The sequence below is a fragment of the Streptococcus suis genome (assembly GCF_902702775.1).
Lineage (GTDB): Bacteria > Bacillota > Bacilli > Lactobacillales > Streptococcaceae > Streptococcus > Streptococcus hashimotonensis.
Genome location: NZ_LR738724.1, coordinates 1,963,411 through 1,981,362 on the forward strand (window position 1 = coordinate 1,963,411; position 17,952 = coordinate 1,981,362).

Sequence of the window (17,952 nt, forward strand, 5' to 3'; positions counted from 1 at the left end):
CGTATTATATCCAGAAAAAGTATTCCAAACGACTCATTTTTTGTTAAACTATATGTATATAACAACCGCAGACGTTTTGATAACGTCCATATATAACAAAAAGGAGTTTTATATGAAGATTAGAAACCGTTCTCTCTTCTATACCGTAGGTTCTGTAGCGGTAACAGCCGGACTCTTGCTTAGTCTCGCCACTTCGCCCATACCATCTGTGCACGCTACTGAAGTGGCGATAGAGAATTATCCGTCACTTGCAATAACCAAGTCGGAAGTCACGATACAAGGCTATCTTATTGCACCACTTAATAGTAGCGGAACCGCTTTTGACGCTACCAACAAAACAAATTTAGCCCTTGGTGCAAGCATGGATACTGCGGCCGCCGACACTATCCCTATTCAACTAAAGGAACCACTTCGCAGCCAATTCAACCTCGTTGATCATCCCGAACTAGTCGGAAAATTGGTTCGCATCACAGGAACTAGCGATACATACATGAAGCGAGCTGGGATCAAACCAGCTACAGCGATTGAAATCGTAGATTCATCTTCTACTAATGTTCAGCCACCAACAAGTGAAAATACGACTACCGAGTCAAGTGACCTTGTTTCTACACCGATTGCTACTGTTCGTTCCGGTGCACAAGGAACAGAGTACACAGTCTCTGGTAAAATTATTAGCCTAGTAAACAGTTGGGGAGGAAATGGTTTCTACCTCCAAGGTTCTGACGGTGCTGGTATCTATATCTACCCTGGGGCTGCCTTGGGCTATCAGCCTGGTGATACCGTTCAATTAACAGGAACATTGGGTGAGTATAAAGGCGAACTCCAACTAACCACAGTTAGCAACCACAAGGCTATATCTGAGCATTTCAACACTCCTATTACAGAAACAAACATCGCTCAGTTAGCAACGCAAGCACAGGCAACACTAGTTTCTCTAAAAAACTTGACTGTCGGAGATATTCAAAGCGATAGCTATCAAAATTCTACCTTTACCGTAACTGACTCCGAAGGACAAACTGTGGATGTGCGTTTAGATAGTCGAACAGGTATCAAAACAGCTGATCTTTTGAACCATATCAACAAGGGAGATAAGATTAATCTAACCGCTATTTTATCCACTTATAATGGAAAAATACAATTAAAACCATTTGACCTCTCTCATTTTGAAGTCGTTGAAAAGGCAACAACAGAAACAGCATCAGGCAAGACCGAAACTGTAACAGTCGGTCACATTCAAGGTGCAAGTCACCAGTCACCTCTAACCAATCAATCTGTGATTCTTAAAAACGTCGTAGTAACCTACGTTACCTCTGCCAATAACTTCTACGTGCAGGATGTCACACCAGATGGAGACGTCAAAACATCTGACGGTATTAACATCTTTACTGACAAATTAAAAACAAATGTCAAGGTAGGAGATCTTGTCACTATCGCAGGACGTGTAGAAGAATACCTCGGAAAAGGTTATACAGAACGTGGTGAAACAGACTTAACCATCACACAAATTCGAGCTACTGAAGTAACTGTGGATGGGACTGCACCTGTACCATCTCCTATAGTCCTTGGTCTTGATCGAACCATCCCAGCCGATATTATTGACAACGACGGTTTGGCTCAATTTGATCCAGAACAAGATGCACTCGATTTCTGGGAATCCGTTGAAGGCATGGTGGTTGCCGTTGATGATGCAAAAATCCTCGGCCCACTAAAAAACAAGGAAATCTATGTCACTCCTGCCACTAGTCAACTTCCTTTAAACAATGTCGGAGGCGTCAACCTTCGCCCTGAAGGGAATAATACCAATATCATTCCACTACTTTTGAAAAATGGAAAACAGATCGTCAAATCAGGAGACTATTTTACCGGTCGTATTGCTGGACCAGTTACCTACTCTTACACCAATTATAAGGTCTATGTAGATGATAGCACCCTTCCAACCTTGCACGAAGGAGCTACAAAACCAGAAATAACAACCATTATCCCAAATGATGACAAGCTGACCATCGCTTCTTATAACATTGAAAACTTCTCTGCTGACAGTAAGTCAACATCAGACGCTAAAGTCCAACGTATTGCCAAATCCTTTGTTTCAGACCTACATTCTCCAGACATTATCGGATTGATTGAAGTGCAGGACAACAACGGTGCTACAAACGACGGTACAACTGATGCTAGTAAGAGTGCTGAGCGCCTGATTGCAGCCATTCAAGCAGCCGGCGGACCAACCTATACCTATGTGGATATTGCTCCTGAAAACAACAAAGACGGCGGACAAGAGGGAGGCAATATTCGCGTCGGCTTCCTCTACAACTCCAAACGTGTCAGCCTATCTGACAAACCAATCGGTACCGCAACACAGGCAGTAGCTTGGGAAAACGGCGAACTCAATCTCAGCCTGGGCCGAATCGACCCAACCAACCCTGCTTGGGCAGCTGTCCGCAAAACACTTGCAGCTGAATTCGTCTTCAAAGGCGAGAAAGTCGTTGTCCTTGCCAACCATCTCAACTCAAAACGCGGTGACAATGGTCTCTACGGAAAAATCCAACCCGTCAGCTTCAAGTCCGAAGAAAAACGCCACATACTAGCACAAATTATCGCTGACTTTACAAAAACAGGCTTAACTCAAAATCCAAATGCTAATATCGTTATGCTAGGCGACTTCAATGACTATGAATTTACTAAAACCATAGAAATTTTAGAAACAGGAGGAATGGCTAACCTCGTTAGTCGTCACGATGCATCCGATCGCTTCTCTTACTTCTATAATGGAAACAATCAGTCTCTTGACAATATGCTGGTATCAACTAACTTGTTGGAGCGCTATGCCTTTGATATGGTCCATGTCAATTCAGCCTTTATGGAAGAACATGGCAGAGCTTCTGACCACGATCCGCTATTGGTACAACTGGATGTGACAAAGGCACAAGAACCAACTCAACCAGAACCAAGCGACAAGCAGACAGATGACTCAGGAACAGTCAATAATAGTGATGACAATGGTACGACCAACAATAACAAGCCAACAAATCTTTCAACTTCTGATCAAACATCTGTAAATACTGATGACCGTTCTGGCGCTACAGACAAGGGACAAACAACCGTGACCCCTACTGCCAAAAACAATCAAAAGAAAATCCTTCCAAAGACAGGAGGAGAAACAAGCTTTGTACTTATCACAATCGGTCTCGTAATCTTGAGTGCCTGCCTTGTTAAAAAACAAAAAGAATCCTAATCATTTTTTGAGCTTGAAAGCATGACTTTCAGGCTCATTTTTCTACTGCTCCACCTCCACTTGTGCTATAATTAAAGTTATGGATAAAATTATTAAAACACTATCAAAAAGCGGGCATTTCCGTGCCTTTGTGCTAGATAGCACAGAAACCGTGAAAACAGCCCAAGAAAAACACGACACTATGGCGTCGTCCACCGTTGCTCTGGGTCGCACCCTCATTGCCAATCAAATTTTGGCTGCCAATGAAAAAGGCGATACAAAAATCACCCTGAAAATCTTGGCCAGCGGTGCTGTTGGGGCTATCATCTCCGTTGCCAATACCAAAGTTCAGGTCAAGGGCTACATTCAAAATCCAGACTTGGATTACAAACGGACCTCAACTGGCGAAGTCATCGTTGGGCCTCTTGTGGGCAACGGGCAATTCCTGGTTATCACAGACTACGGAACAGGTCACCCTTACAATTCCATGACACCCTTGATTTCTGGTGAGATCGGTGAAGACTTTGCTTACTTTCTGACAGACAGCCAGCAGACACCATCTGCGGTAGGACTCAATGTCTTGTTGGACGAGGAAGATAAGGTCAAGGTAGCTGGCGGATTCTTGTTGCAAGTTTTACCAGGTGCAACCGAGGCTGAAATTGCCCGTTTCGAGAAACGCATCCAAGAAATGCCTGCCATTTCGAGCTTGCTGGCTTCTGAAAACCATATAGAAGCTCTGCTATCCGCCATTTATGGCGACGACGACTTCAAACGCCTGTCAGAAGAAGAAATCGGTTTTGTCTGCGACTGCTCTAAAGACCGCTTCCTCGATGCTCTGGCCAGCCTGCCAAAAACAGACCTGCAAGAGATGAAAGACGAAGACAAGGGCGTGGACATCACCTGTCAATTCTGCCAGACCCATTACCACTTTGACGAAAACGATTTGGAGGAACTCATCAATGGCTAATCTCAACACCCCTTTCATGATTGGTGATGTGGAAATCCCCAATCGCTGCGTGCTGGCCCCAATGGCTGGCGTGACCAACTCGGCCTTCCGCACCATTGCCAAGGAAATGGGAGCAGGTCTGGTCGTTATGGAAATGATTTCTGAAAAAGGCCTTCTCTACAACAACGAGAAGACCCTCCATATGCTCCATATCGATGACAACGAATACCCTATGTCCATCCAGCTTTTCGGCGGCGATGCCGAAGGACTGAAACGGGCTGCCGACTTCATCCAGAAAAACACCAAGGCTAATATCGTGGATATTAACATGGGCTGCCCTGTCAACAAGGTCGTTAAAAACGAAGCTGGTGCCAAGTGGCTCAAGGACCCCGACAAGATTTACCACATCATCAAGGAAGTGACCTCAGTCCTCGATATTCCCTTGACTGTTAAAATGCGGACGGGTTGGAACAATACCGACCTAGCAGTCGAAAATGCCCTGGCCGCAGAAAGTGCCGGTGTGTCTGCCCTGGCCATGCACGGACGGACCCGCGAGCAGATGTACACAGGAACCGTTGACCTAGAAACCTTGACCAAGGTAGCTGGCAGCCTGACCAAGATTCCCTTCATCGCAAATGGTGACATCCGTACTGTAGAAGATGCCCGCCAACGAATCGAGGAAGTCGGAGCTGATGCCGTCATGGTCGGACGGACTGCTATGGGAAATCCTTACATCTTCAACCAAATCAACCACTATCTTGAAACAGGAGAAGTCCTGCCCGACCTCTCCTTCGATGACAAACTCAATGTCGCCTTCGACCACCTGACCCGATTGACCAATCTCAAAGGCGAATCCATTGCCGTACGTGAATTCCGTGGTCTTGCCCCTCACTACCTCCGTGGTTCAGCAGGTGCTGCCAAAATCCGTGGTGCCGTTGCCCGAGCAGAGACTATCGAGCAGGTCCAAGAACTCTTTGACCAAGCTAGAGAAGCCTATCAAGAACGGATCACTAAGTAATACTCAATGAAAATCTGAATAGAGTGGCATTCACTAACATTAATCCGATACAAAAACGCATAAAACATAGGTTATAACCTGATTTTATGCGTTTTTTCTGTATGATTACCCTATTCCTGCTCAGCAAAAAAAGTCAACAAAGGCAGGGGCAATGTAGTCTCGATACTTCTCTGGACTCTCGCGAATGAGGGTCGCTGAAATACCAAATTTTCTAGGACTATAATGAGCTTGATAGCCTCGACTTTGCAGTTCCTGAGCGTATTCTTCCTCAGACACATAGAAGACTGGTACTTGATGTTCTGACAAGTCCAATAAACCAAGCAGGCGGTCTAGCCAAAGGTCCCAACCATCTGGATAGGGAGGCAAATCCGTTTCATCCAGGGCACGAACTTCGACAAAATCATCTTCCTTAAACTGCTCTTGAGCAAATTGAAATCGTTTGGTCAGGTCTAAACCTATCCTATCTCCTCGATCCTTGTCATATCCTGAAACCACCACATAAACCTGACCACAAGCCAACTTTGCTCGTTCAATCAAATCCAAATGCCCCTTGTGCATGGGGGCAAAGGTTCCGAAAACGACTGCTACGGTTTGTTTCATACCTTACCTTTCACATCCGAAACTATATGATTGCGGCAGATAAAGTCCTCACAATCTGCTTCTAAAAGCAGTCTTAGTTCTAGCATTTTACCACCTATTTGACCACATCAAACTTGAGCTCTTCGCCCTTGACCCCAACCTTCAAGGTCGAACCAGTAGCCAAGTCACCACGGAGCAACATTTCTGCTAACGGATCTTCCAATTTGGTTTGTAAGAGTCTACGAAGAGGACGAGCTCCCATTTCTGGGTCGTAACCTTGTTTAGCCAATAACTTGAGGGCTGACGGTTGCAGTTTAAGGGTAATTCCTTTCTCAGCTGTTATAGCTAACAACGGTTTAATCATGACCTTGACAACATCCTGCATATGAGTTTCCGTTAGGCTATGGAAGACAACTTTCTCGTCAATACGGTTGATAAATTCTGGACGATAGGCTTTTTTCAATTCCTCAAAAATGCGTTTCTCCACTTCCTTGTGGTCCTTAGATAAATCAAGGGCACCGAAGCCAACTGTCTTATCATCACGAAGGGCTGTTGCTCCAAGGTTTGACGTCATGATAATAATGGTATTTGAGAAATCAACCTTACGTCCCTTACTGTCTGTCAGAACACCATCATCCAAGACCTGCAAAAGAACATTGAAAATATCTGGATGAGCCTTTTCAACCTCATCAAAAAGAAGAACAGAATAAGGTTTGTTACGAACTTTTTCTGTCAATTCGCCACCTTCCTCATAGCCCACATAGCCCGGAGGGGCACCGTTTAAACGGCTGGCTGCGAATTTCTCCATGTATTCAGACATATCAAAACGGATAAGAGCAGATTCGTCATCAAAGAGAACTTCTGCCAAGGCTTTAGCAAGCTCTGTCTTACCAACACCAGTTGATCCCAAGAACATAAAGGAACCAATCGGTCTGCGACCTGTACGAATCCCTGACTGATTACGGCGAATAGCTCTGCTAACTGCAGAAATAGCTTCTTCTTGACCGATGACACGTTTATGCAGTTCTGCTTCCAAATTCAGATATTTCTTGGTATCTGACTGACTGAGCTTGGCTACAGGAATACCTGACAAGCGGCTAAGTGTTTCTAAAACATCTTCTTCTGTTACTTCAAGGTCATAGTTTTGACTAGCCTCGGCATCTTCTTTCGTTTTAATCAAAAGCTTGCTGACAGTCTTATATTTTTTATCCATCAAGGCCTTGTCAATACTCGTCAGTCCCGTTTCCTCAGCCTGCCCTTTCACTCGATTTTGTACCGTTGCACTGGCTTCATCCAGCAGATCAATGGCAGAATCTGGCAGGTTTTTACTGGTCAAATACCGCTTAGCGTAGGTCACAGCAGTTTCAACAGCAGTATCTCCAATACGGACCCTGTGGTATTTCTCAAAAGTACCTTTTAAACCAGTCAAAATGGCAATGCTATCTTCCACTGTCGGCTCTTCAATGGTCACTTTGGCAAAACGACGAACCAGGGCTGCGTCTTTCTCAATATACTTTTGATACTCTGTCTGAGTTGTCGCTCCGACCGTACGGAGGGTGCCACGAGCAAGAGCTGGTTTGAGGATATTGGCTGCATCCAAGGTCGAATCAATCCCTGACCCTGAACCCATAATGGTATGCAACTCATCGATGAAGAGGATGACCTGACCATCTTCCTCGATGTCGTTGATGATATTATTCATCCGCTCTTCGAAATCACCACGGAAACGAGTTCCAGCGATAACGTTCATCAAGTCAAGTTCCAAAACCCGCATCTTAGCCAAGCTAACAGGGACATCACCTGCAGCAACACGTTGAGCAAGACCCAAAGCAAGCGCAGTTTTTCCGACACCAGCATCACCAACTAGAACTGGGTTGTTCTTGGTTTTACGTGATAGAATTTGGATCATCCGTGCAATCTCAGCGTCTCGACCGATGACAGGTTCAATCTTCCCTTCACGCGCCAAAGCTGTCAAATCACGAGTGTAGTCTTCTAATCCACCACTTTGAGGTGCTGGGGGCATTCCCATCATCTGTCCCATATTAGTAGGTTTGGCTTTGCCACCCTTCATCACACTGCGGATAGCTTTAAGGTCCTCTTTGGTAAATCCCGCACGTGCCTCCAAGTTTTTACGCAAGTCCAAGAAACGAAACTTATCATCTGAGTCTTCAAAATAAAAACCTACCTTGTCCAAAATCTGACTAGCTGTTGACCGCTTGTCCAACAACATAGCCATAAACAAATGCTCCGTTCCCAGCTCCTTAGCCTTGACGACTTCTGCAATTTTCTTGGCAAAACTAGCCGTTTCATCCAAACGTTTAGAAGATGGTAAAATACGAAAACTATCCAACTCTTCACGATAGACCTTGTCGGTCACAACAAAAGTTGCATGTTCATAGTCAGAAATTGAAATAGGATATTCTGCCAAAACAGCGCCGGCGACTGTATCATGGTTGATAACGAAAGACAAGAGCACATGCCAGGTTTCCAAGTAATCACAGGCATAACGTTGGGCCACTAACTGGGCATCTTCAAAAACCCGTTGTAAACCAGTTGAAATTTTCATGAATTATTCCTCTTTCCTATCTAAACGTCGTAGTATTTGACGCATCATGCGTGCTCTAATAGTACTTGCATCTTTTCCTAATATTTCATCAGATCCTGTGGACAAAATGAGATTGCCTTCTCGTTCTGTCATCAATCCTTCATCAAAAAGGAGCTGTAAAATATCCGCATAAACCGTCGCAGACAACTGCTCACCCATGTTGTTTAACAAATCATGGACCAGTTCGTGCTTATCCGAAAAGGTAATCCGACCAATGCGAATATAACCACCGCCACCACGCTTGCTTTCCACAATATAACCACGGCTGGCTGTAAAACGAGTTTTAATGACGTAGTTAATCTGACTTGGCACCACTTCAAACCGACTGGCCAATTCACTTCGACGCAACTCAGCTACACTGACTTGGTCCAAGATGGCTTTGATATGCTCTTCTATATAATCCGATGTATTCTTCATCGCCATAGTATCGCCTCTTTCTTTGACTATCTTTGACCATTATACCTTAAAATGACGAATTTTGAAAGCAAAAGCCTAGCAACTAGCGTAGCAGAATTTTGAAATCTGCTCTGCTTTATCCTATAATAAAAGAAAAATAGAAAGGACTAGGGTCTCCGTATTTGGTTGAACTGAATACGGGCTACGGACTAGGCCAAAAAGATAAACGAGAACTAGTCATCGTTCTGTTTCCTATTTTGTCTGTATCCGCTTAAGGCCCTTTATATCTTATACCATGAACTTTCAAGATTACATTCAAGACTTTACAAGTGTGACTGTGGAGCAGGCACAGAACCTTCTAGCTGCAAAAGAGGGGGCTGTTCTCTTCATCGGACGAGCAACCTGCCCTTACTGCAACCGCTTTGCGCCAAAACTCCATAAGGTCGCCCAAGACAAGCAAGTGACCGTCCACTTCCTCGACTCCAGCCAAATCAGTCCAGAACTCCAGGCCCTTCGCGACCACTACCAAGTCCCAACTGTTCCAGGCCTCTTGGTCGCTAAACCTGCTGGTGTCCAAGTCCGCTGCGACTCCAGCATGACCGAAGAAGAAATTGTGGCTTTTATTCAAGGCTAATGCTAGACATTTCCTACCAAGCCAACACCTTCCACATCTCTCATCACGGAAGACCAGTCGGTAGCATCCATACCTACAGCAACCCCTACCACCAGACCAATATCTATCTGCGACTAGATTTAGTTGATTTCAATTACACCATAGCAGAGCAGCTCTTCCAGTCCCTACAGACTTCCTTAGGCGGAAAACCTCTTCAGGTTATGCTCTCCTCTGCAGAGCAGGAAAGAATTCATTTCCTCACCGCAGCTGGCTTTGTCTGCAAACGGAAATGTTACGAGTTCGAAGTGAGCAAGCAAGACTATCTCAGTCAAACAGGCACTTCCAACTTAAGCATAGTCCGCAAAGGCACCGCACCTTATCAAATAGCCTGTCAGCAAATTTTTGACCACTATCAAACAGTCCACCAAGACATCAATCCATGGACTGCCAGTCAAGAAGAATTCGAGAAGGACTTACCTGACCTGGTTTATACAGACTCAGAAAATTGTGCCTTCGTAGAAAACAATGAAATTGCCTACGTATGCGGAAAAGATGAACAAACTTTTGATTTCTTCATCCAAACAGTTATTTGCCAACTATTTGAACAGTATGAGCAAATTAGCTTTGAGGCTGATGACTGCGATCCTATCGCCATGCGTTTAGCTGACCAATTCCGACAACCAAACAAGCCTAGCTGGGATACTTATATTTTAGAAATCTAACAAAAAGCACCGACCACAAGGCCGGTGCTTTTTAAGGAGATTATGAAAAATATTTAGGATTGATACTAGTATAACCGAATCAAGCATAGCCGACATCCGCCCTAAGACCGATTTTATAAAAAGAACTCCCTTTCGGAAGTTCTTGAGTTGTCGAGTAGTCTTTCAGTTTGCTTTTAGTACTAGGCAACGAGCCGTAGGCTGTACTGAAGTACGGCAAGGCGAGTTAACGAAGTAATAAAAGATAAAATGAAGACTACTAATTATTTACCAAGAGCTGCTGCCATCGTAGCTGCAACTTCTGCTTCAAAGTCGTTTGAAGCTTTCTCGATACCTTCACCCACTTCGAAACGAGCAAATTCTACAACTGAAGCGTTCACTGAGTTCAAGTAAGCTTCAACTGTTTTGCTGTCGTCCATGATGTAAACTTGTGCAAGAAGTGTGTAAGCTTGGTCAACTTGAGTGTTGTCAAGCAAGAAGCGATCCATTTTACCTGGGATGATTTTGTCCCAGATTTTTTCTGGTTTGCCTTCTGCTGCCAATTCTGCTTTGATAGCTTCTTCAGCTGCTGCAATCACTTCGTCAGTCAATTGAGCTTTTGAACCGTATTTCAACAATGGCAATGCTGGTTTGTCAACCATTGCACGGCTTTCGTTGTCTTGTTCGATCTTGTGGTTGATTTGTGCCAACTCATCTTTAACGAATTGCTCATCCAATTCAGTGTAAGAAAGAACAGTTGGTTTCATCGCAGCGATGTGCATTGAGATTTGTTTTGCAAGAGTTTCGTCGCCACCTTCAACAACTGAGATAACACCGATACGGCCGCCGTTGTGTTGGTATGCACCGAATGCTTGAGCATCTGTTTTTTCAACCAAAGCAAAGCGACGGAATGAGATTTTCTCACCGATTGTTGCAGTTGCGTTTACGTATGCTTCTTCAAGGGTTTCACCTGAAGGCATAGTCAATTTAAGAGCTGCTTCGTTGTCAGCTGGTTTGCCTTCTGCAATTACTTTAGCAGTAGTGTTTACCAATTCAACGAATTGAGCATTTTTCGCAACGAAGTCTGTTTCAGCGTTCACTTCAACAACTGCGGCTACGTTACCATCAACGTAAACACCAGTCAAACCTTCAGCTGCTACACGGTCAGCTTTCTTAGCTGCCTTAGCCATACCTTTTTCACGAAGCAATTCAATTGCTTTTTCGATATCGCCTTCTACTTCAACCAATGCTTTTTTAGCGTCCATAACGCCAGCACCTGATTTTTCACGCAATTCTTTAACGAGAGCTGCTGTAATTTCTGCCATGTCTATTCTCCTTGTTTGTATTTATAAAATAGAGGAGCGGGCTCAGCCCTGCCCCTCTAGGATTGTTTTTTTGATGTTTGAAATTGTACACGAGCTAAAATCCTATAGATTTTAAATCGCCTTCGTTACTTATTTACCCTCTACAACTTCAACCAATTCTTCAATTGATTCTGTAGATGCTGGCTCAGCTGCCAATTCAGCTTCAACTACTGCTACGCTATCTTCACCTTGGTTACCTTCGATGATAGCGTCAGCCATTTTAGCTGTGATCAATTTAACAGCGCGGATAGCGTCATCGTTAGCTGGGATGATAACATCGATATCATCTGGATCTGTGTTTGTGTCAACCATCGCTACAACTGGGATACCCAATTTTTTAGCTTCTTTAACAGCGATTTGCTCTTTATGTGGGTCAACAACGAACATTACGTCTGGAATGCGTGGCATATCAGCGATACCGCCCAAGAATTTTTCAAGACGAGCACGTTGTTTGTTCAACAATGCTACTTCTTTCTTAGGAAGCACTTCGAAAGTTCCATCTTCTTCCATGCGGTTGATTTCTTTCAAACGAGCGATACGTTTTTGGATTGTACCCCAGTTTGTAAGAGTTCCACCCAACCAACGGTGGTTGATGAAGTATTGACCAGCGCGGATAGCTTCGTCTTTAACAGCTTCAGCAGCTTGTTTTTTAGTACCTACGAACAAGATAACTGCGTCGTTTGCTGCAGCGTCACGGATGAATTCGTAAGCTTGGTCAGCCAATTTTACAGTTTGTTGCAAGTCGATAACGTGGATACCGTTACGCTCTGTGAAGATGTATTTAGCCATCTTAGGATTCCAGCGACGAGTTTGGTGACCGAAGTGTACACCAGCCTCAAGAAGTTGTTTCATTGAAATTACTGCCATGAGTATTTCTCCTTTTTGTTTTTTCTCCTCTCCCGGACTTCGACTTGCAGCCCAACCTTTCGGCAACAAGACCACAATTGGTCCGAGATGAGTATTTGTTGCACAGCAACTCTATTAGTATATCAGAATACCTGTATATTTTCAAGTAAAATAGCAGAGAAATTCATGAAAATCTGCCATCAAATTCTCCCCTTCCCCCTATTCAAAATAGTTCCCCTCCTCAAACAAATAACCTCTCCTCACATCACCAACTTCGCCTCAATCAGCTCGGCACGGCAAGAGAATTTTCAAATTCGAACCAGATTATCTCTAAATCTTTATTTTTCCACTTGACCATTTCCAGGATTTAAGATACAATATTCTTTGTTATGGCGGTATAGCCAAGTGGTAAGGCACGGCTCTGCAAAAGCTTGATCGTCGGTTCAAATCCGTCTACCGCCTTTTAATATTCGAAAAAACCTAGGAATCTTCCTAGGTTTTTTGCTATTCTTTTCGCTTCAGATTTCCGAGAGCCATAGCTCCACCAAATAGACCTAACAAGGCACTTATAAAGACACTTCCAAGGCTAGCCCCAGTTTGAGGCAGTTTCCCACTAGTATCCGCCGCTAATGCACCTGTCTCTCCTCTTCCGCTTCTTTCAAAGAATTCTCTGTGAGGTATGGACACTTCTATTCTCTCATCAGAAATTCCTAATGCCTCCTCATGTTTTGCAAGTCTCCCCAAATGCTCCACACCATCTTCTCTTGTATCGCCAGTTAACAGCGCGATTTCAATGGATTCTGTTTGCGGAGCAAGTGAATTCTCTTCTTTTGGCATTGGTACATGCGCTTCCGATTTCGGAACAGGAATGCTAGGGGCTTGATCCTTATCTGATTGCTCCACATGAAGGTCTTTTTCAGGAACCTGCTCAGATACTTCCTTGTCATTTAACCGTACCTTATATTTCTTCACAAGAGCATTTCCAAAACTGTCACTCAAATCAAGTTTGACTGTATCCCCGTCTTTCAGACTATGTAGCTCATAGCGAAAGGCTTTTTCATTATTTCCATACTGCCTCCAGAAGCCTCCTCGAGCTACAAAATCTTCGTTGATCTTCAAGGACCAATAAATTCCATTATCCTTGGCGCTTCCGGTAAGTGTCAAGTGCCCATCAGCATCTGCCAGGAGAACTCCTGCATACTGATTTTCCTCGTCTTCATCTTCTTCACTATCCACTACCTGTCTTTCCAATGGTAGCACCTCATTTTCCAGCTTTAAAACAGGGTTTTCTGTATCAACCAACATCTGATATTTCTTCGTGTAAGTCAACTCATCCGCCTCATTGTACACACTTATATCCACAACATTTCCCTCTTCAATCAGGGTAACTGGATAGTTCAACTTACCATCCTCAAAATAGCGTTTTTCACCACCATTGATGCGCACAGAATGAGCTTGATCCGTTTCTGCTTCTATTTCAAATGTAAATAGATAAGTACCATCTTCTTGCTTTTTGAAGTCGACCAACTCGCTATCTAGCTCACGACCAAGACTTTCTTTATTGAAACGAATCGGGTCAATCAACCAGTTATTGACAGTAATCGGAACTTCTGTTTCCTCCTCCTCATCCAGACTCTCTGGACTTGTATTGATACGAAGGTCCTTTAATTTATTTCCCTTCTCATCTACCGCAGTTAACATGATGGCTCTAGGAAAATCAGATTTAAAGAAGTCTTGCTCAAAACTGCCGTCTTCTTTTACATCTATGATCTTCAGCTCTCCCTTACCAATGTCTAGATTAGAATAGTAAAGTTTGATGTTCTTAGGAAGACTAACATTATCACTCACTTTCCCCTTCAATGTAAAACGCCCGTTTTTACCAATCTGGATAACCTCTTCATCCTCTTCATCTTTTTCAATATCAAGATCAATCGTCGGCTTTTCATTATCTACCAAATAATTCAAGGTTTTAGTGTAAATAAGCTTGCCATCCTTATCTTTCAAGATTAATTCAAAACTATGACGTCCATCTGATTGCTCTGGAATCTGGAGAGATAGTTGACCATTCTCCAGAGAGTAATTCACAGCCTGAGCATCCAAGTTAGCCTGCACATTGGAAACTTGCGCTGAGACGTTCGCTTTAATTTCTACAGTTTTCTTACTGCGAATTGCCATCAAATCTTCCAAATTTTTAAACTGGATTACAGGCGCCACCAAGTCTTTTTCAACAGCAACCACATTACCCGCTATATCCATCACCTCAACACGGAGATGATTTTTAGCATCGAGTGGCAGTTCCACTTCTTTGAGATGGTAATGTAGTTGACCTGCATCATCTACAACCTTTTCAACAAGAAGATCTTCTCCATTTAGATTAGCTCGAACCTCCCAAACTTTATTATTATCCTTGGCTGTGACGACTAGTTCTCTATGGCTGGTCAGACGATTGGTATCAATCGCGACAATTTCTGGCTTTTGATTATCAATTTTGACTGGCAGATAGGTATACTGATAGGTCCCATTTTCTTTATTTTTTACCCGCAATCTAAAGAAATATTGTCCTTCCGGTGCTGGTATGTTTTCATCCTTGCTTGCATCGTACACTTTCCCATCCCAACGGTGCAATTCTATCGGAGTACGAAGCTTGGAATACTCCGATAGACTTTCAAAATAATCTACATAGCGAACACGAGACAGCATGGTTCCTGTATCAATCCGCCTTAAAACAGGAGCATCTTCTGTAGCTTCTTTTACAATATCCAAATCATAGTTGGTAATATCCCTCAATAGCGCAAATCGAACAAAGGCATTCCCAATCTGACTATCCGAATGCTGGTTTTGAATTGCGATATTGTCTGGATTTAGAGGTGATTGATTGTCTTGAATCTTTTCACGCCCAAGTTCAATATAGCGCCCAGACTTATTGTGTTTATAGCTAGATAAAACCGAGGTCAGTTTCAATTTAGAACTGGTTTCCCAAGCCGGTGCATCAACAATCCTTTCTTTTGACCAGTCCCCCACAAAGCCAAAATAAGGAATACTGATGTCCGACTGCCCTTCCGTCAATGATTTGAAGTAAATATACCCTTCTGCAAACTGGTCTTTCGCTTCTCCTGCATCCAATCTTAGGCGAATAGATTTCTTCTCTTTAGGACCCAGTTGAATGGATTGCTCAGAAAGATGAATACTCGAGCCCTTGATTTCTGCCGCATGAATCTCTTTAACTACTTTTCCAGAACGTCCTATTCTATCAACAGGAACATCTTGGCTAGTCAATACTTTCCCAGCTGAAATAGCAAAGCTTCTTTGTTGGTTTCCCAGATTTTCCAAGGTTACCTCAAATTCTGTCTCACGCCCTATTTCTTTTAATTCCACCCCTCCTTTTAGACGGTGGTGAAGAATCACATCTGTTTCAAAGGCTCTATCGATCTGCAACAGACCAGCACCTTGTTGTCTCGGAGAATTTTCCAAAGCATGCCCAGATGAATCTAGAACATCAACCAAAGGGGTAGCAGTATTCATCAAAATGATTCTCAGCAAATCCATCCTAGTCATGCCTTCTGGCGGTGTCATTTGGCGAATCCGTGGCAATAAAAGTGCACTGGCACCCGCCACAATTGGCGAAGCCATCGAAGTCCCCGACATGGAGCCATAACGATTGTCATTCAAGGTTGCATAAACATCCTCTCCTGGTGCCACAATCTCTGGCTTCAATTCTAAGTTGACCGTAGGCCCCCAACTAGAAAAGCCTGATACCGTCGGTACTTCAATCAACTTCTTCATTCCAATTATAGGCCTGAGGACCAAACCAGTGTTGCCTTGCGATTGGTTGGCAACTTCTAATAATCGCCTTCCATCTTCCCCGCTAAGACTAATTCCCCAGATAGAGGAGTAGGAAAGCAAAGTCTTATCATCTACCAATAACTGATGGGTCCTATAATAATCCTTATTCCATCCCTGATCTGTGTTTATCACAATAATTCCAGCAACATCCTTGAATTTCAAATTACGAACAGCATCTTTCAAGTCAAACTTATCTTTTTTGATAATCGCCACTTTACCAGCCAAATCAAGCCCCTGCACTTCTTCCCAATGACCATTTCCAGCATCTACAAATTCATATTTCCCCTCTGTAAGCGTTGTATAGCCAATAGGATAGTAGCCAAAAGACTGCCCATTCAGCATAAATTCGCGTTGAACAAGATGGGTATTTCTCGCCGATCCAACCGCGATAACTGCAGGAGTCGCTGCTACGCCAACTGTTGTTGCCGTATCCACAGCTCCTAAGGCATTATTTGTATGCAGGTCAAAGGAGGTGTCTGAAGAGGAGGCGCCAGCATTACCAATAGCTGCTGTAATGATAATCCCCTTTTCTGCTGCCCTCTTAGCAATCGTGTAGTAAGCATTCCCCGGCAACCCGCTATCATAATAACCAACACTCAAACTGATGACATCTGCCCCGTGTTTGATAGCATCTTCAATAGCAGCATAAGCAGCATCCTCCGTCTCAGCCTTATAATTTTTAGGGTCATTTGAAAAAATCTTGTAGACTAGCAGTTGTGCGTTGGGAGCAATCCCATCAATCCCCTGCTTAGACGCAACTTCTTCGTCTGTTGCATTCCCAGCCAGAGTTCCTGCTATGTGCATACCATGTGGTTCGTGGGTATCATCGTAGAGATTATCGTTACCAGATACGTAATTATAGCCATGAGGGACTTTTAGAGTGTATGTCCCTGTCGTAGATGGAGTAATTTCCTTGATTTTAGGGACGACACCTTCATCCAACCTCATGTCTTTGTGCTTAATATCCAAACCAGAGTCAATGACTGCAATCACCATTCCGCGACCATCTGTCTGGTATTTAGAACTTGCTTTTAAGGCACCAACCAGCTCTTTAGCAGTATGAAGAGTCGGTCGGATACGGCGACTCTCTTCCAAAGAGGTTAATTCGGTAATTGCCTTCACATCAGACAAATTTTCTTTCCCTACCTCTACAGATGCTCCCGTTAAAACCTCCTTATACTCATGAACAATTTTAACGCCATCAATTTTCTTTAATTTATCCAATACAAGATTTCGGTTCTCTTCGGAAAATTGTAAAATATAGCGCCCTGTTGTCACCTCTTCTGGCTCAAGCTGTGATTCCTGCGGGATTGTTTGAGGAGCACTAGCTTCTTTTCCGCTAATGTCTTCTTTTTCCCTTGACTCCTCTGTTGTCTTACCAGCTGTAGTTTTTATCTCGGTCGTAGCTCGATCTGTGAGAAGACCTGATTCTTCACCCGCCTCTGTATCTACAACTTCTTCGACCACTCCTTCTTCAGCAACTGGTTCATCCACCTGCTCCGTTTTAACTGGCTCATCTGATAATAACCCATCTTCTTTTTTCTCTACCACAGAATCTTGCTTGCTGTCCATATCCGTTGCGACCGCAACCGTAGACTCCACTCCTTCTCCACTAGTATCTGCTTGAACCATCGGAACACCCGTGATAAAAAATCCTATTGATACCGATGCCACACCGATACTTAACTTCTTGATGCTAAAGCGTTGTTTATTCTCAATTTGAGACCACTTCTGTTTCATAAAACCTCCGTTTTTAATATTGATTAATTTATAAGTTAGGTATACCTAATTCTATAAAATTTTTAAATCTTTGGCAAGTTTTTTTTGAATTAG

Annotated in this window: 11 protein-coding genes and 1 tRNA gene; 6 read left to right on the plus strand and 6 right to left on the minus strand. The window is 43.5% G+C overall.

Annotation, left to right across the window (positions count from 1 at the left end):
• Positions 1-112 precede the first annotated feature (112 nt).
• The 3 genes from GPW69_RS09495 (at position 113) to dusB (ending at position 5,175) form a co-directional block, all read left to right on the plus strand.
• Positions 113-3,232 carry a DUF6359 domain-containing protein gene (locus GPW69_RS09495; RefSeq protein WP_074391611.1) on the plus strand — a complete coding sequence of 1,040 codons (3,120 nt, stop codon included), beginning with the start codon at positions 113-115 and terminating at the stop codon, positions 3,230-3,232.
• Positions 3,233-3,311: 79 nt separating this feature from the next.
• Positions 3,312-4,178 carry an Hsp33 family molecular chaperone HslO gene (gene hslO, locus GPW69_RS09500; protein ID WP_074391610.1) on the plus strand — a complete coding sequence of 289 codons (867 nt, stop codon included), beginning with the start codon at positions 3,312-3,314 and terminating at the stop codon, positions 4,176-4,178.
• Positions 4,171-5,175 (plus strand): tRNA dihydrouridine synthase DusB, encoded by a 1,005-nt coding sequence (gene dusB, locus GPW69_RS09505; RefSeq protein ID WP_074391609.1) that lies wholly within the window; start codon positions 4,171-4,173, stop codon positions 5,173-5,175. Before hslO ends, dusB begins: the two co-directional genes overlap by 8 nt.
• Positions 5,176-5,295: 120 nt before the next feature.
• On the opposite strand, the gene GPW69_RS09510 is transcribed toward dusB, so the two are convergent.
• The 3 genes from GPW69_RS09510 to GPW69_RS09520 form a co-directional block, all read right to left on the minus strand.
• Positions 5,296-5,775: an adenylyltransferase/cytidyltransferase family protein gene (locus GPW69_RS09510; protein WP_074391608.1), complete on the minus strand. Its 480-nt coding sequence runs from the start codon at positions 5,773-5,775 to the stop codon at positions 5,296-5,298.
• A 94-nt stretch (positions 5,776-5,869) separates the two neighbouring features.
• Positions 5,870-8,320: an ATP-dependent Clp protease ATP-binding subunit gene (locus tag GPW69_RS09515; RefSeq protein WP_074391607.1), complete on the minus strand. Its 2,451-nt coding sequence runs from the start codon at positions 8,318-8,320 to the stop codon at positions 5,870-5,872.
• Between the two features lie 3 nt (positions 8,321-8,323).
• On the minus strand, positions 8,324-8,782 hold the full coding sequence (locus GPW69_RS09520) for a CtsR family transcriptional regulator (RefSeq protein ID WP_074391606.1): 459 nt from the start codon (positions 8,780-8,782) through the stop codon (positions 8,324-8,326).
• Between the two features lie 268 nt (positions 8,783-9,050).
• Between GPW69_RS09520 and GPW69_RS09525 the strand changes: the two genes are divergently transcribed.
• Together GPW69_RS09525 and GPW69_RS09530 are read left to right on the plus strand one after the other, a co-directional pair.
• Positions 9,051-9,389: a thioredoxin domain-containing protein gene (locus tag GPW69_RS09525; protein ID WP_074391605.1), complete on the plus strand. Its 339-nt coding sequence runs from the start codon at positions 9,051-9,053 to the stop codon at positions 9,387-9,389.
• Positions 9,389-10,090 (plus strand): GNAT family acetyltransferase, encoded by a 702-nt coding sequence (locus GPW69_RS09530; RefSeq protein WP_074391604.1) that lies wholly within the window; start codon positions 9,389-9,391, stop codon positions 10,088-10,090. The genes GPW69_RS09525 and GPW69_RS09530 overlap by 1 nt, the downstream gene beginning before the upstream one ends.
• A gap of 260 nt (positions 10,091-10,350) precedes the next feature.
• Here the strand turns inward: GPW69_RS09530 and tsf are convergent, their stop codons facing one another.
• Entirely contained in the window at positions 10,351-11,391 is a 1,041-nt protein-coding gene (tsf, locus tag GPW69_RS09535; protein WP_024407282.1) for a translation elongation factor Ts, read from the minus strand.
• A 129-nt stretch (positions 11,392-11,520) separates the two neighbouring features.
• Positions 11,521-12,297 (minus strand): 30S ribosomal protein S2, encoded by a 777-nt coding sequence (gene rpsB, locus GPW69_RS09540; protein ID WP_074391603.1) that lies wholly within the window; start codon positions 12,295-12,297, stop codon positions 11,521-11,523.
• Between the two features lie 370 nt (positions 12,298-12,667).
• On the opposite strand from rpsB, the gene GPW69_RS09545 reads away from it, so the two are divergent.
• Positions 12,668-12,738, plus strand: a tRNA-Cys gene (locus GPW69_RS09545).
• A 42-nt stretch (positions 12,739-12,780) separates the two neighbouring features.
• On the opposite strand, the gene GPW69_RS09550 is transcribed toward GPW69_RS09545, so the two are convergent.
• Positions 12,781-17,859: a S8 family serine peptidase gene (locus GPW69_RS09550; protein ID WP_074391602.1), complete on the minus strand. Its 5,079-nt coding sequence runs from the start codon at positions 17,857-17,859 to the stop codon at positions 12,781-12,783.
• Between the last annotated feature and the right edge of the window lie 93 nt (positions 17,860-17,952).

What these genes read in the sequence shown, in the direction of transcription:
- GPW69_RS09550 (WP_074391602.1), bottom strand. Translation starts at nt 17,859, where the DNA reads ATGAAACAGAAGTGGTCTCAAATTGAGAATAAACAACGCTTTAGCATC.
- GPW69_RS09520 (WP_074391606.1), bottom strand. Translation starts at nt 8,782, where the DNA reads ATGGCGATGAAGAATACATCGGATTATATAGAAGAGCATATCAAAGCC.
- dusB (WP_074391609.1), top strand. Translation starts at nt 4,171, where the DNA reads ATGGCTAATCTCAACACCCCTTTCATGATTGGTGATGTGGAAATCCCC.
- GPW69_RS09495 (WP_074391611.1), top strand. Translation starts at nt 113, where the DNA reads ATGAAGATTAGAAACCGTTCTCTCTTCTATACCGTAGGTTCTGTAGCG.
- GPW69_RS09530 (WP_074391604.1), top strand. Translation starts at nt 9,389, where the DNA reads ATGCTAGACATTTCCTACCAAGCCAACACCTTCCACATCTCTCATCAC.
- tsf (WP_024407282.1), bottom strand. Translation starts at nt 11,391, where the DNA reads ATGGCAGAAATTACAGCAGCTCTCGTTAAAGAATTGCGTGAAAAATCA.
- GPW69_RS09525 (WP_074391605.1), top strand. Translation starts at nt 9,051, where the DNA reads ATGAACTTTCAAGATTACATTCAAGACTTTACAAGTGTGACTGTGGAG.
- hslO (WP_074391610.1), top strand. Translation starts at nt 3,312, where the DNA reads ATGGATAAAATTATTAAAACACTATCAAAAAGCGGGCATTTCCGTGCC.
- rpsB (WP_074391603.1), bottom strand. Translation starts at nt 12,297, where the DNA reads ATGGCAGTAATTTCAATGAAACAACTTCTTGAGGCTGGTGTACACTTC.
- GPW69_RS09515 (WP_074391607.1), bottom strand. Translation starts at nt 8,320, where the DNA reads ATGAAAATTTCAACTGGTTTACAACGGGTTTTTGAAGATGCCCAGTTA.
- GPW69_RS09510 (WP_074391608.1), bottom strand. Translation starts at nt 5,775, where the DNA reads ATGAAACAAACCGTAGCAGTCGTTTTCGGAACCTTTGCCCCCATGCAC.